Genomic DNA, 17,448 nt, shown 5'->3' with positions numbered 1-17,448 from the left:
TCATTTGCAAGCGTTCGCGGAGAGTACTTGTGTCACCTATCGTCGTCATCGGGGCTGGAATTATTGGTACTTCCATCGCGTACGACTTGCAGAGCAGGGGCAAGAACGTCGTCATCGTCGACAAGGATGCGCCTGGCAAAGGGGCGTCATACGGCAACATGGCGAGTATCGCAGTGACGGAATTCATGCCTGCATCGCGTCCGGGTGTCTGGGCGCAAATGCCGAAGTGGATGCTGGACCCGGAAGGCCCGGTGCGCATCCGCCCCGCGTACATGCCGAAGCTGCTGCCATGGTTTTTTCGTTTTCTCTCAGCCAGTCGGCCATCGAAACTGCGCGAGCTGGAGGCTGCCGGAGCGGTGCTTTGCGGCCGGGTCTATGAAGACCTGAACGCTCTTCTGAAGAAGACTGGTCTCGAGTACATGCTCAGCTCGGAAGGTTGTCTAAGTTTGTACACCGACGAGGCAGAATTTCGCGCCGACCGCGAACACATTGAGATTCTTGAGCGCTTTGGCTTCCGATACGAGGTTCTGGACGGGAGTGCGCTTCGTGACCTCGAGCCAGCGCTGACGCACAAGATTGGGAAGGCTGTTCTTTTCCCTGACAACCGTTCCATCGCGGACCCGTACAAGTTTGTTGTGGCCCTCGCCGAGCAGTTCAGCGCGCTTGGTGGCCGGATTGAACAGGGCGAAGTTGCCGGCTTCGAACAGGTCGACGACGAGGTCACCGCGGTCAAGCTGAAAGATGGTCGTCGCCTGGAGGCAAGCCAGGTCGTTCTGGCTGCAGGCGCTTTCACGAGTCGTCTTTCCTCGATGCTGAGCGAGCATATTCCGCTGGAAACCGAGCGCGGTTACCACACGCAGATTATGGCGCCGGGCATCTCCATGAAGCATTCGATTATCTGGCCCGCCAGAGCTTTCATGGTGACGCCTACAGCAGGCGGCATTCGGGTCGGCGGCACTGTCGAAATGGCAGGCCTCGACGCCAATCCCGACTTTCGACGCGCGAAGATTCTAGTGAAGCGAGCGAAGGAGGCTTTGCCTGAACTCAAGGCTGAGCAGACCAGCGAGTGGATGGGACATCGTCCGGCGCTACCGGACACGGTGCCCGTCATGGGCCGGTCTGCCAGGCGCCGCAACGTTTACTACGCGACGGGCCACGGACACCTCGGACTTACATACGGCGCAACCACTGGCAGATTGATGGCCGACCTCATCACAGGCGTCGAACCTCCGGTGGACATGACGCCCTATCGCGTCGACCGGTTCTAACTGATTTCAATGCCTGGAAGGCGAACATTATGCGAAACGAACTCTACATCGACGGTAAGTGGGTGAAGCCCGTTAAGGGCGAAACGCGCAGCGTAATCAACCCGGCGACGGAAGAGGTTATCCAGACCATCAGCGCTGCCTCTGCTGAAGACGTCGATATTGCCGTCAAGGCCGCCCGGCGCGCATTCGACCACGATGGCTGGCCGAAGCTGAGCGGCTCGCAGCGTGCGCAGTACCTCCACGCAATCGCGAAAGGCATTCGCAACCGTCAGGAAGAAATCGCTCGCCTCGAGACGATTGATAACGGCAAGCCGTTTCCGGAAGCAATGTGGGACATCGGCGATGCGGCGGGCTGCTTCGAGTACTACGCAGGACTCGCGGAGCAGCTCGACAACAATCGGGCAGAAAAAATTGAGCTCTCGGACGGTCGCTTCACTTCCAAGGCGGTCAAAGAGCCCATCGGCGTCGCCGGCGCAATCATTCCCTGGAATTACCCGCTGCTGATGGCGGCCTGGAAAGTAGCGCCTGCGCTCGCCGCTGGTTGCACGGTCGTGCTCAAGCCCGCAGAGGTGACTTCTCTGACAGCACTCGAACTGGCCGCTATCGCTCACGAAGCAGAGCTGCCGGCCGGTGTGTTGAATATCCTGACGGGTTCTGGTTCCGTCGCCGGTCAGGCCATCATCGACCACAAGGGCGTGGACAAGCTCGCGTTCACCGGGTCGGGTCCAATCGGCTCGCAAATCATGGCGGCCGCAGCACGCGACATCAAGCGTGTAAGTCTCGAACTCGGCGGCAAGTCGCCTTTCGTTGTCTTCGAAGACGCCGACATCGAGCAGGCCGTCGAATGGATTATGTTCGGCATCTTCTGGAATCAGGGGCAGGTGTGCTCGGCTACGTCGCGCGTTCTGGTGCAGGAAAGCATCTACGACAAGCTGCTCGAACGACTGATTGAAGAGACGAACCGCATCAAGGTTGGCAACGGGCTGGACGACGGCGTGTTGCTAGGCCCTCTCGTTTCGAAGCGCCAGCACGAGCAGGTCGTTGCCGCAATCGCGGCGGCGACGGACGCCGGTGCTACGGTGGCCGCTGGTGGCATGCGCCCGGAAGGATTCGACAAAGGCTACTACTTGCGCCCGACCATTCTCACAAATGTGCCGCTCGACAGCGACGCGTGGGTCGAGGAAATCTTTGGCCCGGTCGTGTGCATTCGTCCTTTCGCGACCGAAGAGGAAGCCATCGAACTCGCCAACGATTCGCGATTCGGCCTTGCTGCTGCTGTGATGTCCAAAGACGACGCGCGCGCTGAGCGTGTGGCCGCGGCGTTCCGCGCCGGCATCGTCTGGATTAACTGCTCGCAGCCGACATTCACGGAAGCTCCGTGGGGTGGTTACAAGCAGTCTGGCATCGGTCGTGAGCTTGGTCGGTGGGGGCTCGACAACTATCTGGAAACCAAGCAGATTACGAAGATTGTCAGCGAGGAACCTTGGGGCTGGTACATCAAATAAGGACGCGTGCCATGCGTTTCGAAAAGTCACTGGAATTGTTGCTGGTTCATTGCCAGGGTGAACTCGGGCATGTACTCGTGAATGGTGCCCCTGAAATCCCGGGTGCAACCATGCTCGACAAGATGAATTACATCAACAACGTCGATGACAGTTTGCGGCGGTTCGTCACCTTCGAGCCGCGCGCGCATGTCGCGATGTCAGTGAACCTGCTGGTCGCGCCAACGCGGGCTGATGCAGACGCTGGCTTCATCGTGCTGCAGGCGGACCGCGCGCACCCCATGTCCGGCAGCAATTGCATTTGTGTCGTTACCGCGCTGCTTGAAAGCGGACGAGTTCCGATGCAGGAGCCCACGACCGTAGTTCGACTCGACACTCCAGCCGGTCTTATCGTGGCGCATGCGCGATGTGAGGGGGGACGCTGTCTCTCGGTGAGCCTCGACAATGTTCCGTGCTTCGCGGAATGTCTGGATAAAGAGATTGATACGCCTACGTGGGGCCGCGTCAAAGTAGACATCGCTTTTGGTGGCGTCTATTACGCACTCGTCGACGTCGAACAGTTGGGTCTCTTGATTCAACCGTCCAATGCACGTGCGTTAGCCGAAGCAGGCATTGAACTCAAGCGGCTGATTGCCGAGCAGGTTTCGGTCAAACACCCCACGCTGACCGGGGTCGACGAAGTGGCGTACGTGATGTTCCGTGATAAGGAGCCCGACGGCGCTGTGCGAACATGCACGACGTTGCAGCCGGGACGAGTGGACCGTTCACCTTGCGGCACCGGTAGCTCAGCGAATCTCGCCACGTTGCATGCTCGCGGATTGGTGTCTGTCGGCGACGCGCGTACGTCGCGCTCAATCATAGGCGGTGAATTCCTCGCCGAGGCAATCGGCGAGACCGAAGTGGGCGGCCGCAAAGCCGTTCTGCCGCGTATTACCGGTCGCGGCTACGTATACGGGCGCACGGAATTGCGCGTCGAGCACGACGACCCGTTCGGCCAGGGGTTCGCTCTTTCTGATACGTGGGGACCGCAGGTCAATCTTTTACGTTAGGAGAGGATGTTGAGCAAACCTCTTGAGGGGCAAACAGTTCTTGTCACCGGCGCAACGGGCGGCATCGGTGCCTCCATCGTTGAGCAACTCGCGGCAGACGGCGCCCGGCCAATCATTCACTACAGTCGCGACACCGCTAAGGCCGAAGCGTTGCTGAAGCGTATCAACGGTAAAGGGGTGGTGGTTCGGTGCGGATTATCCGAGCCTGATGGCGCATCCGAATTGTGGCACCGGGCCATTGAGGCGGAGGGGCGCATTCATGGCCTCGTGAACAATGCAGGTATCCGCACAGAAATCACTATCGATGCGAGCCCCGAAGAGTGGCGCATGGCCTGGCTGAAAGAATTCCAGGTGAATGTGTTTGCTGCGGCCGACCTGTGCCGCGAAGCAATCAGGCATTTCAAGGAAAACGGCGGCGGTCGCATTGTGAACATGTCCAGTCGCGCAGGCCAGCGCGGCTATGTGGCAAATGCGATGCCGTACGGAGCAACGAAGGCAGCGCTTTCGAATATCACGAAATCCATCGCGCGTTCATTCGGAGGTGATGGCATCACAGCAGTGAATATCTGTCCGGGTTGGGTGGCGACCGATATGGCCGGGGACTTCGTTGCCAAACACGGGAAGGATGCGGCTGTTGCGGATATACCAATCGGTGAGATGGCTTCTCCCTCTGAGGTAGCGGAACTGGTTTCGTTCGTCTTGAGACCCTCTCAGGTTTCGCTCAACGGCGCCACGCTCGATGTGAATGGCGGCAGCTACATCCGCTGACGAATGTTTAAGCTCAACCTTTCGCGCGCCCGGAAAGACGAAGGTACGCTCGTCGACCAGATTGTTGCTGCAATCGAACAGGACTTAAGACAAGGCACCTTTCCGGCGGGTACTGCGTTGCCGTCGGTACGCTCTTTTGCGAAGAGTCATGAACTGAGCACATATACGGTATCCGAGGCATATCAACGACTCGTGTCCCTCGGACTCGTCATCGCGCGTGCTGGTGCCTGTTATCGTGTAGCTACTCCTGCCGCCAAACCTCCCGCTGCATCCACATGGAACGCTCCGAGCCTCAACAGAGCCTGGTTGCTTTCCGACGTATTCGCGGACAAGACCGTGCCAATCAAAGCCGGTTGTGGATGGATTCCGAACGACTGGATAAATGAAAGTGGCGTGCAGCATGCTCTGCGTGTGGTCAGTCGTCTACCCGGCGCGCGAATCGGTGGCTATGGCCACCCGTTCGGACTTTCGACGCTGCGAGAATACATAGCAAGTTCACTGCGCAGATATTCGCTGTCTGTCGGAGTCGACGATGTATTGATGACTCAGGGCGTGACGCAGGCACTGGACCTGATTGTCCGGACTCTGCTCAGACCTGGAGACACTGTGCTGGTGGAAGACCCGTGCTATTGCAATCTGCTTGAGATTTTGAAGGTTGCTTTCGTGAACGTGGTCAGCGTGCCGCGCACGCCGGATGGTATCGACAACTCACAACTCGAAGAAGTCATCAGGACGCACAAGCCGAAGGTCATGTTCGTCAACACGGTACTTCAGAATCCTTCTGGAACCTCGTTGAGTGCCGCATCGGCCTTCCGGCTGCTGCAGACAGCGGACCGGGAAGGGATGTGGATTGTTGAGGATGACATCTCGAGAGAGCTAGCGCCTCCCGGCGCCCCATGTCTCGCGGCCATGGAGGGGCTTCAGCGTGTCATCTATGTCTCGGGCTTTTCGAAGACCATCACCCCCGCGATGCGAGTCGGTTACATCGCGGCAAACCGCGAACTCCTGTCGCGCCTTGCGATGACAAAGATGGCGGTCGGCCTGACATCTTCAGAGGTCACGGAACGAGCGGTCGCAAGCGTTCTCATCGAGGGGCATTATGACCGGCACACAGCACATATCCGGGAGCGGCTCTTCAACGCTCATACGAAGGTGACGGCGGCGATGCGCGACGCCGGGCTCACGGTGTTCCACTCACCGGATGCTGGTCTTTTCCTCTGGGCGAGATTACCGATTGAGCCCGACGCGAGCATTGCAGTCACGAAAGATGCCCTGTCCAAGGGCATCTGGCTGGCCCCAGGTTCGTATTTCCGTCCAGGCGAACATGCCTCGGAGTGGTTCAGGTTCAATGCAGCGACATCCGACGTGCCTGAGCTTTGGACTTTCCTCAAGAATCTGAAAGGACGCTCGCGCACCTAGTGTTCGAGGAGGCCGCAGTGTTTTTCTCTGCGAAAGGCGATTGACGGCCACAACCCAATACAGTTCAGCAAATAAAATCAATACGGTCTGGCTGCTCGATTTTTGCTGTTCAGTGATTGTGGGATTCGAACTCGATAAAGTGATTCCACATTCACGGAGACGATGCAATGAGCACGGACAAACCAAACCTCGACCTGACAAACTTCTGGATGCCTTTCACCGCGAATCGCCAGTTCAAGGCGGCGCCGCGGCTGTTCAAAGCCGCGAAGGGCATGTATTACACGACGGTTGACGACCGTCAGGTGCTCGACGCTACGGCCGGTCTCTGGTGTGTCAACGCCGGTCACGGCCGGACTGAAATCACGCAAGCCGTGAGCGAGCAGCTGGATACGATGGACTACGCGCCAACGTTCCAGATGGGACATCCTCTCGCATTCGAAGCGGCGTCGAAGGTTGCTGGCTTCATGCCGGCCGGACTCGACCGGATTTTTTTCACGAACTCCGGCTCGGAGTCTGTCGACACCGCTCTGAAGATGGCACTTGCCTACCACCGTGCCCGTGGCGAAGGTCAACGCACGCGCTTCATCGGCCGTGAACGGGGCTATCACGGCGTGGGCTTCGGCGGCATTTCTGTCGGCGGCATCCTCGCAAATCGCAAAACGTTCTCCGGCAACCTGATGCCGCACGTCGACCACCTTCCGCATACGCTCAATATCGCGGAATCGGCCTTCACCCGTGGTCAGCCGACCTGGGGCACGCATCTGGCTGACGACCTTGAGCGCATCATTGCGCTACACGATGCATCGACGATTGCCGCCGTTATCGTTGAGCCGCTCGCTGGTTCGACCGGCGTGCTAGTACCGCCGAAGGGCTATCTGGACCGCCTGCGCGAAATCACATCGAAACACGGCATCCTGCTGATTTTCGACGAAGTGATTACGGCGTTCGGCCGCCTCGGCGCGCCGACTGCGAGCGAGTTCTTCCAGGTCACGCCTGACATTCTGACTATGGCCAAGGCCATTAATAACGCGGCCATCCCGATGGGAGCCGTTGCGGCAAGTCGCTCGGTCCACGATACAGTGGTCAATGCCGGCGCGGAGAACGCCATCGAGTTCTTCCACGGTTACACGTACACGGCGCATCCCGCGGCTGCAGCTTCCGCAATTGCGACGCTCGACATCTACAGGCGCGACCGCCTGTTTGAGCGCGCCGCAGAGCTGTCCGGTGTATTCGAGGACGCCGTGCACGAATTGAAGGGCTCGCCGCACGTCAAGGACATTCGCAATCTGGGCCTGGTCGCTGGGGTCGAGTTGGAGTCGCGTCCGGGTGCCGTCGGCGCTCGCGCCTACGAAGTCTTTCTCAAATGCTTCGAAGCGGGCGTGCTCGTCCGATATACGGGCGACATCCTCGCTTTCTCGCCGCCGCTGATTGTCGATGAAAAGCAAATCGACCAGATCTTCGCTACCGTGCGCAACGCCTTGCGCGAAGTGGCCTGACTTGAATCGCCCGGCTGGAAGGTCGGGTTTGAACCTCGGAGTTCCGAATGAACGCAGCAAACGAAACCGCGAACCTGTCGGTCAAACAGGTAGGCCACTTCATCAATGGTCAGGTCGTCGCATCGTCGAGTGAACGTTTCAAGGATGTCTTCAACCCGGCGACGGGCGAAGTGACTGGCGCAGTCGCGCTGGCCTCGTTGGAGGAAGTCGACCGCGCGGTGCAGGCTGCCGCCGCCGCTTTCCCGAGCTGGAGCGAAATGGCTCCGCTCAAGCGCGCCCGAATCCTTTTCAAGTTCAAAGAGCTGTTGAACAAGCACCACGACGAACTCGCGATGCTCATCACCCGTGAGCACGGCAAGGTGTTCACCGATGCACAAGGTGAAGTCGTTCGCGGCATTGAAGTCGTCGAATTCGCCTGCGGCATCCCGAATCTGCTGAAGACCGATTTCACAGACCAGATTGGTGGCGGCATCGACAACTGGAATCTGCGTCAACCGCTCGGCGTCGTTGCAGGCATCACTCCGTTCAACTTCCCGGTGATGGTTCCGATGTGGATGTTCCCGGTGGCGCTGGCCTGCGGTAACACGTTCATCCTGAAACCGTCCGAGCGTGACCCGTCCGCTTCGCTGCGCCTCGCCGAGCTGCTGAAGGAAGCGGGCTTGCCTGACGGCGTTTTCAACGTGGTCAACGGCGACAAGGTTGCCGTCGATGCGCTCATCGAACACCCGGATGTCGCCGCTATCTCGTTCGTCGGCTCCACGCCGATTGCCGAGTACATCCACACGGAAGCATCGAAGCGAGGCAAGCGCGTTCAGGCACTCGGTGGCGCAAAGAATCACCTCGTCGTTATGCCCGATGCAGACCTCGACCAGGCGGTCGATGCACTCATCGGCGCGGCTTACGGTTCGGCGGGCGAGCGTTGCATGGCAATTTCTGTGGCGGTCGCAGTCGGCAACACAGGTGACCAGCTCATCGAGAAACTGATTCCCCGGGTTCAATCGCTGGTCATCAAGAACGGCGAGAACCTCGACGCCGAGATGGGCCCGTTGGTGACTGCCGAGCATAAGGCGAAGGTTTCCGGCTATATCGAATCGGGTGAGGCCGAGGGCGCGAAGCTCATCGTGGACGGCCGTGCTCATGCAGTTGCGAGTGGGAACGGCTTCTTCATTGGCGGTACGCTCTTCGACGATGTTCGCACCGACATGAAAATCTACAAGGAAGAGATTTTCGGGCCGGTTCTCGCAGTCGTCCGCGTTCCGGACTTCGCAAGTGCGGTGAAGCTGATTAACGCTCACGAATTTGGCAACGGCGTTTCCCTGTACACATCGGACGGCGGTGTTGCGCGCGCGTTCACGCGTCAGATTCAGGTCGGTATGGTGGGCGTCAACGTTCCGATTCCGGTCCCGATGGCATGGCACTCGTTCGGCGGCTGGAAGAAGTCCCTGTTCGGCGACCACCACGCATACGGCGAGGAGGGAATTCGTTTCTACACGCGCTACAAGAGCGTGATGCAGCGGTGGCCAGACAGCATCGGCAAGGGCGCGGAGTTCACCATGCCCGTTGCAAAGTAACGCTGCCCGCGCTGACGGACGAAGGATTCGAACGCGGCTCGCGCTCGCGGTTTTCACTAGGGGTCTCCACGGCTCGCGCAGTCAGGTCTTCCGGTTGCGCGGGACATTGCCGCCAACGCATTTCGTCATGCGTTGGTTTTTTTTGTCTGCCATACGGGCTCGGTACGACGGGCAATTCAACCATTCCGACAAATGCTCACGGTCCTGCACCGGCGGGGAATTTTCGCAACGATGCAACACCAGGGTCGCTGCCTGGTTGACACCGAAAATTTTGGCTTCGTAATATGAACACAACGATGCACACAACATGAAACGCAAAATTGTGTGTAAGCGAATCTTAAGAAATCTCAATGGGAGGCGCGGGCGGCGTGCCTAATCCCTGGTGCTTCGAGCTGAGCCGGATTGAACAGTCAGAAAACGCGAAATCAATTTTCTTCAACGCAATATGGACTACTAATGAAAAAGACCATCCTGGCGGGATGCATTGCAGCAGTCACATTCCCGGCTTTCGCACAGAACTCGGTGACGCTCTACGGCCTCGTCGACGAGGGCCTTGACTTCACCAATAACGCGAAGGGAAGCAAGGCTTACAAGATGCAAAGCGGTGATGCGCAGGGTAGCCGATGGGGACTGAAGGGCACTGAGGACCTCGGCGGTGGCTTCAAAGCGGTGTTCCAGCTTGAGAGCGGATTCGACGTCAACAACGGACGCCTTGGTCAGGGCGGTCTCGGTTTTGGACGTCAGGCATACGTGGGCATCAGCAGCGACCGCTTTGGTATGGTCACGCTTGGTCGACAATACGATTCGCTGGTCGACTACCTTGCACAGACGACTGCGAACGGCAACTGGGCTGGATACCTGTTCTCCCACCCGTATGACAACGACAACACGGACAACACGTTCCGTGTGAACAACACCGTCAAGTACACGAGCCCGACCTTCGCCGGCCTTCAGTTCGGCGGAACCTATAGCTTCAGCAACGACGCAAACTTTGCGAACAATCGCCAGTACAGCATTGGTATGCAGTACGCGACGGGAAGCCTGTTGCTCGCAGCGGCATATTTGCAGGCCAACAACCCGTCGTCGACCGCGGCGGGAGCAATCAACAATGGTGGCGACGAGAATTTCGTGGCGAATCGGCTGCAGGTGTTCGGCGCCGGCGTGAATTACACGCTTGGAAACGCAACGCTCGGCTTCGCATACACGAATTCTTATATCACCCAGCCGGTGAGCTCGGGATATGTTGGCGCTATCACGCCGGTCGGGGGCGCGACGTTGTCGTCATTGCGGTTTAACAACTTTGAAGTCAATGCGAAGTACCAGTTCACGCCGGCTCTCTATGTCGGCGGCATGTACACGTACACGCGCGCGAGCTTCAACGCGACCAACGGGCAGTCGCACCCCGCGTGGCACCAGGCGGGCCTGATGGTCGACTACAACCTGTCGAAGCGGACCGACGTTTACCTGCAAGGGGCTTACCAGCACGCTGCCGGAGACAAAACTGGCACCGTGCTCGACGTGGCGTACGTTCCCGGTGCCGCTGACGTCTCGTCCACCTCCAATCAGCTGGTTTTCCGGGCAGCTATCCGTCACAAATTCTGATTCCACCCCTTCTCGAGCTGATGTATCAGGCGCCCGTCGGGCTTCTCCGGCGGGCGCCGCGTCGTCTGGGGGGCAGTGCGACCCCTGTCGCGCACAATGGTAAACTCAGGTGCGCGAGTCCGCGGTTGTGCGGCCCAAAATGGAAAGCGGTGAGAAAATGGCCCGAGAGACGGCTGAAACGGAAACGGTGGTCCGCCGGCACGGCGGACGTTACATCTACGAAGAACTGCGCAAACAGATTCTCACGCTCAAGCTGAAGCCTGGCGCCCAGCTGGATGAGATTTCTCTTGCGGCGCAATTCGGGCTGTCGCGCTCCCCTGTACGCGACGCCTTGGCTCGGCTCATCAGCGAGGGCTTGGTCACGATTCTTCCGAATCGGACCACGTTGGTCACGCCTTTCGAGATTGAAGAGTTCCCCAAATACATCTCGGCGCTCGACCTTATTCAGCGGGCGGTTTCCCGTCTGGCTGCAACCCATCGGTCAGACGCGGATATGGCCAGGATAAAGCAGGCTGACAAGGTCTATATGAAGGCCGTAACCAGCGGCGACTTCCAGGAGATGTCGGAAACGAACAAAGCCTTCCACATGGCCATCGCACAGGCGGCGAACAATCCCTATTTTGTCGGATATTACGAAAGGCTCCTCGGCGAAGGGCAGCGTCTGTCGCATCTGCATTTCGACTTCACAGTGACCTCGCCAGGTGCAAGCAAGCTCGGTCGTGACCATGAAGAACTCATTGCTGCCATCGAGCGCAAAGATGCCGACGCGGCGGAACAGCTTGCTCACGAACACACCATGCTGTTCCAGAAGCGCTTCCTTGATTACATGCGTCAGAACATGACCCAGTCGATGGCGATACTGTCGACAACGTAAGCGATGCGGTCGGGGCCGCAATTGAGCACAGGCGCGCTCCCGTTCGCCTTCTTCCACAATGCGACAACCGACCTCGTCTAAGGCAGGCCGGGGATAGCGAAAACTTCTCTGGAATCAGGCGGGGTTACGACAGCCAATCCGGCATCGCCTTAGCCTTTCCGGTGCAAGCAGCGTCGACGCAATCTGCGAGACTCCGGAAATGCAGCCCCTTCCCGGTTGCAGCCGGTCCATAGTGAGCGTACTTCGCTGAGTTCGTCATCAGGTTGACGGCCGTTGACGGAATAACCGGCTCACCTATCAGACACCAGCAGGTGTCGTTGATGAACTGAACTCCGAAGTTGTGCAACTTTTCAATGATGCCGGCTTCAGCCGCGCGCGCGTAGACGTCCCGACCGCACGTCACGGTAATCGGCACCTTCGCCTTGCGGCTTTCCGCCTGGCAGAGCTTGGCGAGTCGACCGCACTCGGTGAATGAAAAGTGCGGGTTACCTAACGCGACGTAGTCGACCTGCTCCGAGGTGGCTGAGTTCAGCTCGGACCAGGCCCGGCGCAGGTCGCCCATCGAAAGACTGACTTCACGAGAGGGCGTCTTTCCACCTGGCACCTGCTCCGCCGTTTTCGCTTCCGCGGTGACGCCGAGAATATGAAACATCGGTGCTGCGGACGTAGTGGCGAAGGCCGCGCCGAACGCCTTCATATCATCGAGCGTGACGCCCGCATTTTCGAGGCCGCAAATCAGAGGGATGTCGTTCGGAGCCATGTGTCCAATCAGGTACCCCAAAGCCGGGTAGAACGAGTCATCGATTCGAGAAATGTCTGAAGGCACGTTAAACACGACTGTGGCTGCACGGTTTTTCTCAACGTGGCAGTCCATGTTCGGTGCGCGCCCCGTGATTGCGATGCAGATGTCGAGGTAATCCGGATACTTCATCGTACGCGCGCCGATGACGCTGTTTGCATACACGACAGCGTTCGACTCGGCCCACACGATCTGTTCGCCGAACCTGGGTGCGGTGTCGAGCAAATAGGGTGCGCAGGTGAACGTACGTTTCACGCCCATCTTGGCATAGGACTCGGCGACTTCCATTGCGGCCTCACCAAAGGCCGCGTCCACGCCTTGTTTGCGCCACAAACGCTGGTCGACAGAAATCGCATTCATGGAAGAAGGGACGCTCACTTTCGCATCGAGCTCGCACAACTTGCGAACAAATTCGAGGCTGCCTGGCCCTGTGTAGAAACAGCCATCGATATGCGCCTGGCTGACGTCGATGAGGTCTCTTGCCCCTTCGAGCATGCCTGCACGGAGGACAATGCGCATGGCAGCGCGCGCAGCGGGGCCATGTTTGCCTTCAAGCATCTCCTTGTCCTTTGGGGTGAGCCGGAAGTCGCCAGTCGAGAGGTCGGCCAGCCTGGCAACGGGGGCTTTCTCACCGCGGGCTTCGTCTGCGCCGATGGTAACCTCACTTCCGCACAAGGTTGCGAATGCTACGCTCGAGAGTTGCTGGAAGCTGTCGCCAACGTTGATAAGGGGAACCGTCTTCCCGAACAGTTCCTCCGCGATGATTGTGCCCAGCGTCAGGATGGTCTCTTCGTGCGCGAACACGAAGCCTGCTGGCGCCATGTCAGCCAGGAGCAGTTCAAAGAGAACACCGCTGCCGGCACATGACCCGCGGCCACTCGGGATGGCGAGAATTTTCCCTTTGACGGATAGACCTTGCAGCGGGTGATGAGTGTCGGTGACCACGCCCGTTGCGGGATCCACTCCGCCCATGAAGCTGAGCGGAACGTCGGAATAAAGGACCTCGGCACTGGCAAAACCATCGACCAAAGACCTTCCGTGAAACGACTTGTTCATAATTTACCTGGCTTGTCTTCTGGAGATTTATTGCGAGGACGGTTCACTTTGCAGCAAATATCTGGAACTTGCATCCGGCTCGGATTGACGCGCCAAAAATGCAATAAACGCCCGTGGCCTAAGGCCCCCGGGCGTCCCATTTCAGAAAGGTCCGTTACTTGCCAGCGTAGGAGTTTGCGCCTTCCGCTGTGTCGAGAACCGCCCACTTCCCGCCTTGTTCCTGGAACAGCGATGCGTTGGCGACGGCAAAGTCTCCGTTCTTCTGGAACGCAATCTTGCCGATAATGCCGTCGAAGCTATTCGTCTGCAGCGCCGACAGATATTTTTTCGGGTCGGTGGAATCAGCCTTCTTCATGGCGTTGATGATTGCCCACGTCGCGTCGTAAGCCTGCGGCGCGAACTGAACGATGCCCGTGCCGAACTTCGCCTTCATCTTGCTCTCGAGCTCTGCAGCACGCGGCATGCGTGAGAGCGGCAGACCGTATTCCCAGCTATACATTCCCTTCGCCGAATCGCCGGCAAGCTTGAGGAAGCTGTCGTTCGTGAAGCCACCTTCGCCCATGAACTTCGCCGTGATGCCGAGCTGACGTACCTGCTTGACCAGGGCGGCGGCCTGCCCGTATGACCCGATGTACACGATGAGGTCCGGATTCTGTCCCTTGATTTGCGTCAGAATGCCGCGGAAGTCGACCGACTTCGTGTCGGTGTATTGGCGGCTTACGACATTGCCACCGTCTGCCTTGATGGCTTTGCCGAGCTCGGTTGCGAAGTTCGAACCGTAGTCGGTGCTGTCGTCGATGGTTGCAATGCGTTTCGCACCGAGCTTCTTGACGCTATAGTCGGCCGCCAGCTTGGCCATCTGGTCGTCATTGTTGATAGTGCGGAACACAGTCTTGAGACCTTGCGAGGTCACCTGAGGCGAACTTGCCGAAGGCGAAACCGAGGGAATGCCAGCCTTCGCGTAAACCGGAGCGGCAGCATTCCAGCAGCCCGAATTGTGGTGACCCACGATGCCGGAAACTTCGTCGTCCACGAATTTTTGGGCTACCAGCACGGCGGTCTTCGGGTCCGCCGCATCATCTTGAGCGTCGACGGCGAAGGTAATTTTCTTGCCACCGATAACGATTCCCGCTTTGTTGGCATCGTCGACGGCGATGCGCACTGCGTTTTCTTCGTCCTTGCCCCACTGGGCCGAGAAGCCCGTAAGCGGCCCGGCGAAGCCAATCTTCACCGTGTTCGAATCTTGAGAGTAGGCGCTTGCGGTGAAGGTCGCGCAGGCCGAGAGAATTGCGAGCTTCAGAACATTACGACGAAACATTTAAAACTCCTGATTAAGAGGAATCCAGTGACGACCATTCCGCTGATGGCTAAAGGCGGAGCCGATGCCCACTCAATGCCATTCCGAAACTGTGCATCCGTTCGATACACATATTTGCATGCGGTGAAGTGTGCTAGGTTGCATACATCGTAGTGACTCAAAATCAGGGATGTCAATGGGACATTCCCTGGCGCTTCCCCAAACCGTGGAATCGAGGCGGATCGGACGCTGCCAAAAACGGTAGATCCCCATGCAAATCAAGCACTTGTCAGCCTGAACCACGGCCGCACCAGGTAAACACCCTATCGATTGCGCGTTGACATCGACGATTTCGGCTGTTTATTCTGTGTACAACGCTGCATACCACAAAGTGTTCAAGTTTGTGTTCCGTTCATGCCTTTGGGGTGAGCAACTGCGGCGTTCGCGGGGGCGACGGTCTGATTTCCTGCGAAAAGCGGAGCCATTCCTGATGTCGATACGACAGATTTCTGGACGTAGCCGATGACGTGGCCAGGCCGGCCCAATCAGCAATCACTAAACGGCGAGCGGAAATCTGGCTGCCGTCGAAAAAGAGGTGTTCTGAGACACATGGACATTTTCATCCAGCAAATCTTGAACGGGCTCGTCCTGGGTAGCGTCTACGCCATCATCGCCCTCGGCTACACCATGGTGTACGGCATTCTGGGCATCGTTAATTTTGCGCACGGCGATGTGCTGATGGTGGGCGCTCTCGTGGCGCTCTCATGCATCGGCGTTCTACAGAATCACTTTCCTGGGTTGGGGAACCTTGCCACGCTGACGATTGCGCTCGTCATCGCGGCGGCGGTTTGCGCGGCGGTCGGCTACACCATTGAGCGATTCGCGTACCGTCCACTGCGCAAGGCGCCCAGGCTTGCACCGCTGATTACGGCAATCGGCGTCTCACTGTTGCTCCAGACGCTTGCCATGATGATCTGGTCGCGCAATCCGCTGCCATTTCCACAGCTGTTGCCGACGGACCCGTTGAGCGTGATCAAGGCCACCAGCACGACGCCCGGTGCGGTGATTTCGATTACTGAAATTGTCATCATCGTCGTGGCGTTCGTCATCATGGCCGGCCTGCTGCTGCTGGTGCACAAGACCAAGCTCGGCCGCGCGATGCGCGCTGTGGCAGAAAACCCTGGCAATGCGTCATTGATGGGTGTCAATCCGAACTTCGTCATCTCGTCGACGTTTGTCATTGGTTCCGCGCTCGCTGCCGTCGCAGGGGTAATGATCGCCTCGGAATACGGCAACGCTCACTTCTATATGGGCTTTATCCCCGGCCTTAAGGCATTCACAGCAGCCGTGCTCGGCGGCATCGGAAATCTGGCGGGGGCCATGGTCGGTGGAGTGCTCCTCGGCCTGATTGAACAGCTGGGTGCTGGTTACATCGGGCATTTGACCAACGACGTCTTCGGAAGTAACTACCAGGATGTCTTCGCCTTCATCGTGCTCATCGTTGTGCTTGTCTTCCGTCCTTCCGGCTTGCTCGGCGAGCGAGTTGCAGACCGTGCATAAGAGAAAGGAAACCAGACAATGACTTCCATCCAGAAAATCGACCCGTCGTCGACGCTCATCGTCGAGCACGCGCCCGCAAAAAAGCTGGGCATCGGCGTCCTCGTAGTCATCGCGACGGTAGCAGCACCTTTCCTGCTTGGCGCGGCCGGTGGCAACTATTGGGTGCGCGTGCTCGACTTTGCAATGCTTTATGTCATGTTGGCTCTTGGGCTCAACGTGGTGGTCGGCTTTGCAGGCCTGCTCGACCTGGGGTATATAGCCTTCTACGCTGTTGGGGCTTACACCGCGGCGCTACTCTCGTCTCCTCATCTGGCTGCTCAGTTCGAATGGGTTGCTCAAATCGCACCCGGCGGCCTTCAGGTTCCGTTTGTTCTCATCGTGCCGTGCGCGATGGCGTTTGCCGCTTTCCTGGGGGTACTGCTCGGCGCTCCCACCTTGCGGCTTCGCGGTGACTATCTCGCGATTGTGACGCTGGGCTTCGGAGAAATTGTTCGAATCTTCATGAACAACCTGGACCGCCCCATCAACATTACGAACGGTCCGAAAGGTGTCACCGGTATCACGCCTGTCCAGTTTGGCAGCTTCAGTCTCTCCGACGGCGTTACGGTGTTCGGCGTGCGATTCCCGTCGGTCTTCCTCTATTACTACCTCTTCGTACTGGCGGCGCTCCTTGTCATCTGGGTTTGTACCCGTCTGCAGCATTCGCGGATTGGCCGTGCATGGGGCGCAATTCGCGAAGACGAGGTTGCTGCAAAGGCCATGGGCATCAACACCCGGAATGTGAAGCTGCTGGCGTTCGCAATGGGTGCCTCGTTTGGTGGTCTGTCGGGCGCAATGTTCGGCGCGTTCCAGGGCTTCGTTTCGCCCGAATCCTTCACGCTGCCCGAGTCGATTGTGGTGCTCGCCTGTGTCGTGCTGGGCGGTGTCGGTCACATTCCAGGCGTCATCCTCGGCGCACTGCTGCTCGCAGTACTTCCCGAGTTTCTGCGTACGACCATGGGCCCGCTGCAGCATATGTTGTTCGGACACGAAGTCGTCGACACCGAGGTGATGCGCCAGCTTATTTACTCGCTTGCGATGGTTCTCATCATGCTCTACCGCTCCGAGGGACTTTGGCCAGCGGCGAAGCACGAAGACAAGGTCGCGAAATTCGCGAAGCGTGCCAACAAATCGGCACGTGCCTGAGC

At 58.5% G+C, this 17,448-nt stretch carries 13 protein-coding genes; 11 read left to right on the top strand and 2 right to left on the bottom strand.

What is annotated here, in order from left to right; translation table 11 throughout:
• Positions 1–29 precede the first annotated feature (29 nt).
• The 9 genes from FRZ40_RS39515 to FRZ40_RS39475 all read left to right on the top strand — a co-directional run bounded on the left by FRZ40_RS39515 (position 30) and on the right by FRZ40_RS39475 (position 11,549).
• Entirely contained in the window at positions 30–1,268 is a 1,239-nt protein-coding gene (locus FRZ40_RS39515; RefSeq protein ID WP_028367295.1) for an NAD(P)/FAD-dependent oxidoreductase, read from the top strand.
• 29 nt (positions 1,269–1,297) lie between these two features.
• Complete coding sequence (locus FRZ40_RS39510) at positions 1,298–2,773, top strand: aldehyde dehydrogenase family protein (RefSeq protein WP_147237915.1); 1,476 nt, start codon at positions 1,298–1,300, stop codon at positions 2,771–2,773.
• Between the two features lie 11 nt (positions 2,774–2,784).
• The gene (locus FRZ40_RS39505; RefSeq protein ID WP_147237914.1) at positions 2,785–3,819 is read left to right on the top strand and encodes a proline racemase family protein; all 1,035 of its coding nucleotides are present in this window, start codon (positions 2,785–2,787) and stop codon (positions 3,817–3,819) included.
• 6 nt (positions 3,820–3,825) lie between these two features.
• The gene (locus tag FRZ40_RS39500) at positions 3,826–4,587 is read left to right on the top strand and encodes an SDR family NAD(P)-dependent oxidoreductase (protein ID WP_147237913.1); all 762 of its coding nucleotides are present in this window, start codon (positions 3,826–3,828) and stop codon (positions 4,585–4,587) included.
• 3 nt (positions 4,588–4,590) lie between these two features.
• The gene (locus tag FRZ40_RS39495; RefSeq protein ID WP_147237912.1) at positions 4,591–6,006 is read left to right on the top strand and encodes an aminotransferase-like domain-containing protein; all 1,416 of its coding nucleotides are present in this window, start codon (positions 4,591–4,593) and stop codon (positions 6,004–6,006) included.
• Between the two features lie 167 nt (positions 6,007–6,173).
• On the top strand, positions 6,174–7,502 hold the full coding sequence (gene aptA, locus FRZ40_RS39490; RefSeq protein ID WP_147237911.1) for an omega-aminotransferase AptA: 1,329 nt from the start codon (positions 6,174–6,176) through the stop codon (positions 7,500–7,502).
• A 47-nt stretch (positions 7,503–7,549) separates the two neighbouring features.
• Positions 7,550–9,073: a CoA-acylating methylmalonate-semialdehyde dehydrogenase gene (locus FRZ40_RS39485; RefSeq protein WP_147237910.1), complete on the top strand. Its 1,524-nt coding sequence runs from the start codon at positions 7,550–7,552 to the stop codon at positions 9,071–9,073.
• Between the two features lie 456 nt (positions 9,074–9,529).
• Positions 9,530–10,675, top strand: a complete 1,146-nt coding sequence (locus FRZ40_RS39480; protein WP_028367288.1) for a porin — start codon at positions 9,530–9,532, stop codon at positions 10,673–10,675.
• A 109-nt stretch (positions 10,676–10,784) separates the two neighbouring features.
• Entirely contained in the window at positions 10,785–11,549 is a 765-nt protein-coding gene (locus FRZ40_RS39475) for a GntR family transcriptional regulator (RefSeq protein WP_231516140.1), read from the top strand.
• Between the two features lie 124 nt (positions 11,550–11,673).
• Here FRZ40_RS39475 and lhpI read toward each other — a convergent pair whose 3' ends face one another.
• Entirely contained in the window at positions 11,674–13,404 is a 1,731-nt protein-coding gene (gene lhpI / locus FRZ40_RS39470) for a cis-3-hydroxy-L-proline dehydratase (RefSeq protein ID WP_028367286.1), read from the bottom strand.
• A 154-nt stretch (positions 13,405–13,558) separates the two neighbouring features.
• The gene (locus FRZ40_RS39465; RefSeq protein WP_035542207.1) at positions 13,559–14,722 is read right to left on the bottom strand and encodes a branched-chain amino acid ABC transporter substrate-binding protein; all 1,164 of its coding nucleotides are present in this window, start codon (positions 14,720–14,722) and stop codon (positions 13,559–13,561) included.
• Between the two features lie 588 nt (positions 14,723–15,310).
• On the opposite strand from FRZ40_RS39465, the gene FRZ40_RS39460 reads away from it, so the two are divergent.
• Together FRZ40_RS39460 and FRZ40_RS39455 are read left to right on the top strand one after the other, a co-directional pair.
• Positions 15,311–16,261, top strand: coding sequence for a branched-chain amino acid ABC transporter permease (locus FRZ40_RS39460; protein WP_028367285.1), 951 nt, complete (start codon positions 15,311–15,313; stop codon positions 16,259–16,261).
• Between the two features lie 18 nt (positions 16,262–16,279).
• The gene (locus FRZ40_RS39455; protein ID WP_147237909.1) at positions 16,280–17,446 is read left to right on the top strand and encodes an ABC transporter permease subunit; all 1,167 of its coding nucleotides are present in this window, start codon (positions 16,280–16,282) and stop codon (positions 17,444–17,446) included.
• Positions 17,447–17,448: the final 2 nt, after the last annotated feature.

Origin of the sequence: Paraburkholderia azotifigens (assembly GCF_007995085.1) — a bacterium.
Lineage (GTDB): Bacteria > Pseudomonadota > Gammaproteobacteria > Burkholderiales > Burkholderiaceae > Paraburkholderia > Paraburkholderia azotifigens.
This window is presented reverse-complemented; position numbering and strand designations above follow the sequence as displayed.